This is a genomic window from Microcystis sp. M53603_WE2, assembly GCF_030065435.1.
Genome location: NZ_JASJFF010001404.1, coordinates 1 through 4,856, shown reverse-complemented (window position 1 = coordinate 4,856; position 4,856 = coordinate 1). Strand labels below are relative to the sequence as shown.

Sequence of the window (4,856 nt, the reverse complement as noted above, 5' to 3'; positions counted from 1 at the left end):
TTTTGCCTCAAACCCTGTCTGCGTAAGGATTTCAGGAGTTTGTACCCAGTAGTTTATTAGTATTACATTGCTTTAACTCAGGCTCTGTAAGACTTTGAGCCATAGCTAGTATATTTATACGGGGGAAGTTCAGATATACAATGGGGAGAGGGGCGAGCAATAACGGTTACATCTCTTTCCTGTCGCTAGAATAAGCTAAACGGCGCTTAACCTGCATGATCCAACAGCTATAACCCTTTTGGAGTCTATATCGGTGATCCGAAGTAAAAGCCGTTTAGCTTATTATGGAAACGAACATGAGGGAATTAATTCAATCAATTGACCAAGCTATTACCGTGGCCGAACAGATGCGGAAAACAGAAAGATCGACTCGGATTGAGGGTTTAATTTCTGTCCTGAAAACCATCAAAAGTCAGGCTTTAGCTGGTCAATTACCACCGTCTCAAGGCATTGTTACCCTAGGATTAGCGCGAGAAGTAGCTGATTGGATCGATTCCCTCGATTCTCCTTTATTGAAAGCGGTGGGTAAAGTGGAAAGAGAATACCAAAAATATTAGGAGTTGTCGGTGACAGAAGTTAGAATTAATCGAGATTGATCGCAGTCTATCTCGATCTGATTTTTTAATCGATCGAGAGAATTAAATTTCTGTTCTGGTCGCAGGAATTGCACTAAATCCATCGTTAAAATGCGATCATATACATAGCCCGACCAATCCAATAAATGGATTTCCACACTGATAGTTTTTCCCTCAATCGTGGGACGATAACCGATATTCATAACTGCCGGTAAGCGAGAACCATCAAGATGCACCCAACCGCAATAAACCCCCAGTCGCGGCAATAATTTATCGGGGGGAACCTGTAGATTAGCGGTATGAAAACCTAATGTTCTGCCTAGCTGTTGCCCGATGACCACACGACCGGTTAAACTGTAGGGACGACCTAACATTTGCCCAGCTTGCTCAACGTTTCCTGCTGCCAAAGCTTGACGAATTAGGGAACTACTAATCCGACCCGCCCCACAGTTTTTCAAACCAACAATCTCGACTTTAATATTAAATTGAGAGGCGATCTGTAATAAATCTTCGGCTGTACCTTGACGACGATAACCGAAGCGAAAATCTTGACCAACACTGATCGATTTAGCCTGTAATTTTTCTACTAAAATCTGTTTGATAAAAGCCAAGGGAGTCAGGGAAGCTAATTGAGCCGAAAAAGGCAGTAAAACTAATTGTTTAACGCCTAAATTCTCTAAAACCTCCACCTTTTCCCCTAGAGGAGTTAATAATTGCCATTTTTCTCCCGTAAAAAATTCCCGCGGGTGGGGAGTAAAACTAACAACGGTGGGATAAGCGGGGTCATCCTGAAAAATTGGCTGTAGGACGGTTTTATGACCTAGGTGCAAACCATCAAAGTTACCAAGAGCGATCGCACTAGGGGCTAAAATACGGGTATTAGGGGAATCTACAATCCACACGCTGGCTCTAAGAACAGATACAAGAGAATAATTCAAGCGATTAATCTTGAGTGTAGCCTTTTGATTCTATATCAATCGGGCGATCAAGCCAAAAAAACGCCCCCAATTACTTGGAGGCTTTTTCAGAAAAAATAACTGTATTAACCTTCTGCTAATTTCAGATCCCGCAGCGCGCTAATATCCACTTGAATCGATGGCCCCATGGAGGAAGAAACGTAAACCGTGCGCCAGTAACGCCCCTTGGCCCCGGAAGGCCGGTTTCTGTCCACCGTTTCCTGTAAAGCTTTCAAATTGATTAACAAATCCTCGGCACTAAAAGAAGCTTTGCCAAATTGAACGTGAACGATCCCGGTGCGATCGGCCCGGAATTCCAATTTACCCGCTTTAAACTCAGAGATTGCTCCCGTTAAATCCGTGGTTACGGTTCCCCCTTTCGGTGAAGGCATTAAACCCCGCGGACCGAGTTGACGACCTAATTTAGCCACTTTCGGCATCATATCGGGGGTGGCGATTAACACCTCGAAATCCATCATCCCCTTGGCGATTTCTTCGATTAATTCTTCCGAACCAACGATATCGGCCCCGGCGTTGTTCGCTTCCTGTACCTTTTCCCCGCGAGTAATGACCGCTACTCGCACCGTGCGTCCGGTTCCTTTGGGTAAACTTACCGTTGTCCGCAGTTGTTGGTCGGTATATTTAGGATCGATACCTAAACGAATATGAGCTTCGGCGGTTTCGTCGAATTTCGCCGTCGCTAATTCCTTTAATAATGTCAGTGCCTCTAATGGCTCGTAGGCTTTATTTTCTACCTTAGCCTGGGCATCTCGCAAACGTCGTGAAACTTTTTTTACCATCTGATTTGTTGCTCCTTGGGTAATAACGAAGCTTAACTTCTCCCCGAAATAAGATTTAGTCTGAGATCTTGACACCCATATTTCTGGCCGTTCCCGCCACAATATTCATGGCCGCTTCGATGTCGTTAGCGTTAAGATCGGGCAGTTTAGTTTGGGCGATTTCCCGTAATTGGTCGCGGGTAATGGTGGCGACAAATTTCTTGTTGGGTTCGTTGGAACCTCTTTCCACACCGGCCGCTTTACGGATGAGAACGGAAGCGGGGGGAGTTTTGAGGACAAAGGTAAAACTCCGATCCTCAAAAACGGAGATTTCCACAGGGATGATCATGCCGGCCTGATCGGCGGTTTTAGCGTTGTAATCTTTACAGAACGCCATAATATTTACCCCGTGTTGACCCAAAGCAGGACCGACCGGAGGAGCAGGGTTAGCCTTACCAGCAGGTAAAGCTAGTTTAATAATTGCGACGACTTTTTTAGCCATGATTTAGTTTTGTTTTTCGACTTGATTAAATTCCAATTCGACCGGGGTATCCCGACCAAAAATGGAGAGCAGGGCCTTGAGTTTGCCGCGCTCGGGACTAACTTCGATCACTTCCCCTTCAAAGTCCTTAAATGGACCAGATAGAACCAAGATTTGATCGCCAACTTCCATATTGATTTTGACGACGGGTTCTTGAATCTGAGCTTGTTTGAAGATGCGATCGACTTCTGACATACTCAAGGGTAGCGGGGTGACGTGACCGCGGCCGCGTCCGTAGTGGCGCTTTTGTTCGGCCCCAACAAAGTTGATCACGTGGGGGGTGTTTTTGACCACCTGCCAAGCGTCATCATCCATGATCATTTTGATCAGGACATAACCGGGGAAGACTTTTTCCTCACCGTGTTGCCGTGAACCATCCTTGCGGACTTTGACGGTGGCCGCTTGGGGAATCTGGACTTGCAGAATGCGATCGGCCACATCGAGGGTGTGGATGCGCTGTTCCAAATTGGCTTTGACCCGTTTCTCACAACCGGAAGCCACTTGCACGGCATACCAACGGGGTTTTTTCGGTAGGCCGCTGAGATTGACTTCTTCGGGAAACTGCTCTTCTTCTAGATTCATGGGAACACCTTCCCCGCACCCCAGGCAAAGAATTTATCAATCAGATAGATGAGAGTGGCTACCAAAGTCACCATTAACATCACGGCCGCCGATTCACTCAAAAGTTGCTGACGGGAAGGCCAGACGACTTTGGCGAGTTCTTCTTTGCTTTCATTGACGAATTCCTTGACCTGAAAGGAGCTTCCCTCTTTCTTGTCGCTCGTGTCTTTTTCTAGGGTTTCTTTTTTGGCCACGATCGCTACTCCTTAAAATGATACTCAAGCTATCCTTAACTTATCATTTTCACCGGACAACCCACACTAACCCCCAGACATTTAGATTATGTCCTTTGCAGTTATCGGCTTGGTGATTACCAAACGCGCCCTGGAGGACTTGAACCCCCGACATCAGGTTTTGGAGACCTGCGTTCTACCAACTGAACTAAGAGCGCCCATTCGCTAAACTATTTGGCTTTTTTAAGGCCCTTATTTATTATAGCGTAGTTGTTGGCGATTGAGCAACTTTCTTGGTTAGGCTGTCGCCGGAAAATTTTTAGAGAGGGCGATCGAAACGTTCTTGTACCCTGGTGGCTTTGCCAACCCGATCGCGCAGATAGTAGAGTTTCGCCCGACGTACTTTACCACGACGGATGATCTTGATACTGGCAACCCGCGGCGAGTGGAGCAGGAAGACTCTTTCTACTCCCACACCCTGGAAGACTTTGCGTACTGTAATCGTTTCGTTGATACCGCCATGGCGTTTGGCGATGACGATGCCCTCGTAGGGCTGAATCCGCTCTTTATCTCCTTCGACGATTCGCACCCCTACCCGGATCGTGTCACCGACATGGATAATGGGCAGATCGCTCTTGAGATACTCGGCTTCGATTGATTTGATAATCTCTTCCGTTTTCATCGGCTTTCGTAAAACTGACAGTTTTCCATCATACCATATTTTTTGAGTAAAAAGCAATAGCTATTAGCTTTCCTAACACTGAGCGTTGCTGACTTGCCGATGCTGTCACCAGATGTTAGGCTGATTGTCCCGGATTACGGTCATTATCCACCGGGAAGGCTCTTGCCCTTAACTGCCACTCTAGAGACGGTAATAAGCACATCTCTAGAGAATTTCTCTAATCCCTAATTAACTTCTCGAACCGCGATAAATGCGATCAGCTTGGGAGGGGTCTAAATAATTATAGCCCGGTTTTTGGGTTGAGGAGCCATTCTTTTTCGCCACAGTATTAACCGCAGGAGTCGCTTTTTTTACGTCCGCATGAGTCCGGATATAATCCTCAGAAATCTTGAAGGGATGACTATTGGGAAGGTGACGACTAGAGGGTAAATTGTCTGCTGCTTCGGGATGGGTAATTTTACTATGGGGAGCGACAAAATCGTGTAGGATGGGATCATAGGCTAAAATTTCGCCAGTTTCAATCCGAAAA

General features: G+C 46.3%; 7 protein-coding genes, 1 tRNA gene and 1 pseudogene. 1 reads left to right on the top strand and 8 read right to left on the bottom strand.

The window, feature by feature from the left end:
* The first annotated feature begins 284 nt into the window (after positions 1-284).
* Entirely contained in the window at positions 285-557 is a 273-nt protein-coding gene (locus PX481_RS29520; protein ID WP_002761130.1) for a hypothetical protein, read from the top strand.
* Here the strand turns inward: PX481_RS29520 and PX481_RS29515 are convergent.
* From PX481_RS29515 to PX481_RS29480, 8 genes and pseudogenes are all read right to left on the bottom strand, one after another.
* Positions 554-1,477, bottom strand: a complete 924-nt coding sequence (locus PX481_RS29515) for a bifunctional riboflavin kinase/FAD synthetase (protein ID WP_288026402.1) — start codon at positions 1,475-1,477, stop codon at positions 554-556. The two genes, PX481_RS29520 and PX481_RS29515, sit on opposite strands and share 4 nt — an antisense overlap.
* A 140-nt stretch (positions 1,478-1,617) precedes the next feature.
* Positions 1,618-2,331, bottom strand: a complete 714-nt coding sequence (gene rplA / locus PX481_RS29510) for a 50S ribosomal protein L1 (protein WP_043999247.1) — start codon at positions 2,329-2,331, stop codon at positions 1,618-1,620.
* Positions 2,332-2,386: 55 nt separating this feature from the next.
* On the bottom strand, positions 2,387-2,812 hold the full coding sequence (gene rplK, locus PX481_RS29505; RefSeq protein WP_002761138.1) for a 50S ribosomal protein L11: 426 nt from the start codon (positions 2,810-2,812) through the stop codon (positions 2,387-2,389).
* Between the two features lie 3 nt (positions 2,813-2,815).
* Entirely contained in the window at positions 2,816-3,433 is a 618-nt protein-coding gene (nusG, locus tag PX481_RS29500; RefSeq protein ID WP_002761140.1) for a transcription termination/antitermination protein NusG, read from the bottom strand.
* Positions 3,430-3,666, bottom strand: a complete 237-nt coding sequence (gene secE / locus PX481_RS29495; protein ID WP_002761141.1) for a preprotein translocase subunit SecE — start codon at positions 3,664-3,666, stop codon at positions 3,430-3,432. Before secE ends, nusG begins: the two co-directional genes overlap by 4 nt.
* A 124-nt stretch (positions 3,667-3,790) precedes the next feature.
* Positions 3,791-3,863 (bottom strand) — tRNA-Trp (locus PX481_RS29490).
* A 101-nt stretch (positions 3,864-3,964) separates the two neighbouring features.
* Positions 3,965-4,327, bottom strand: coding sequence for a 50S ribosomal protein L19 (gene rplS / locus PX481_RS29485; protein ID WP_002738040.1), 363 nt, complete (start codon positions 4,325-4,327; stop codon positions 3,965-3,967).
* A 228-nt stretch (positions 4,328-4,555) separates the two neighbouring features.
* Positions 4,556-4,856 (bottom strand): annotated as a pseudogene (locus PX481_RS29480) (carbonic anhydrase); the annotation flags it as partial.

Excerpts from the sequence above, each read along its gene's own strand:
- rplA (WP_043999247.1), bottom strand. The coding sequence starts at position 2,331 with ATGGTAAAAAAAGTTTCACGACGTTTGCGAGATGCCCAGGCTAAGGTA.
- PX481_RS29520 (WP_002761130.1), top strand. The coding sequence starts at position 285 with ATGGAAACGAACATGAGGGAATTAATTCAATCAATTGACCAAGCTATT.
- rplK (WP_002761138.1), bottom strand. The coding sequence starts at position 2,812 with ATGGCTAAAAAAGTCGTCGCAATTATTAAACTAGCTTTACCTGCTGGT.
- nusG (WP_002761140.1), bottom strand. The coding sequence starts at position 3,433 with ATGAATCTAGAAGAAGAGCAGTTTCCCGAAGAAGTCAATCTCAGCGGC.
- rplS (WP_002738040.1), bottom strand. The coding sequence starts at position 4,327 with ATGAAAACGGAAGAGATTATCAAATCAATCGAAGCCGAGTATCTCAAG.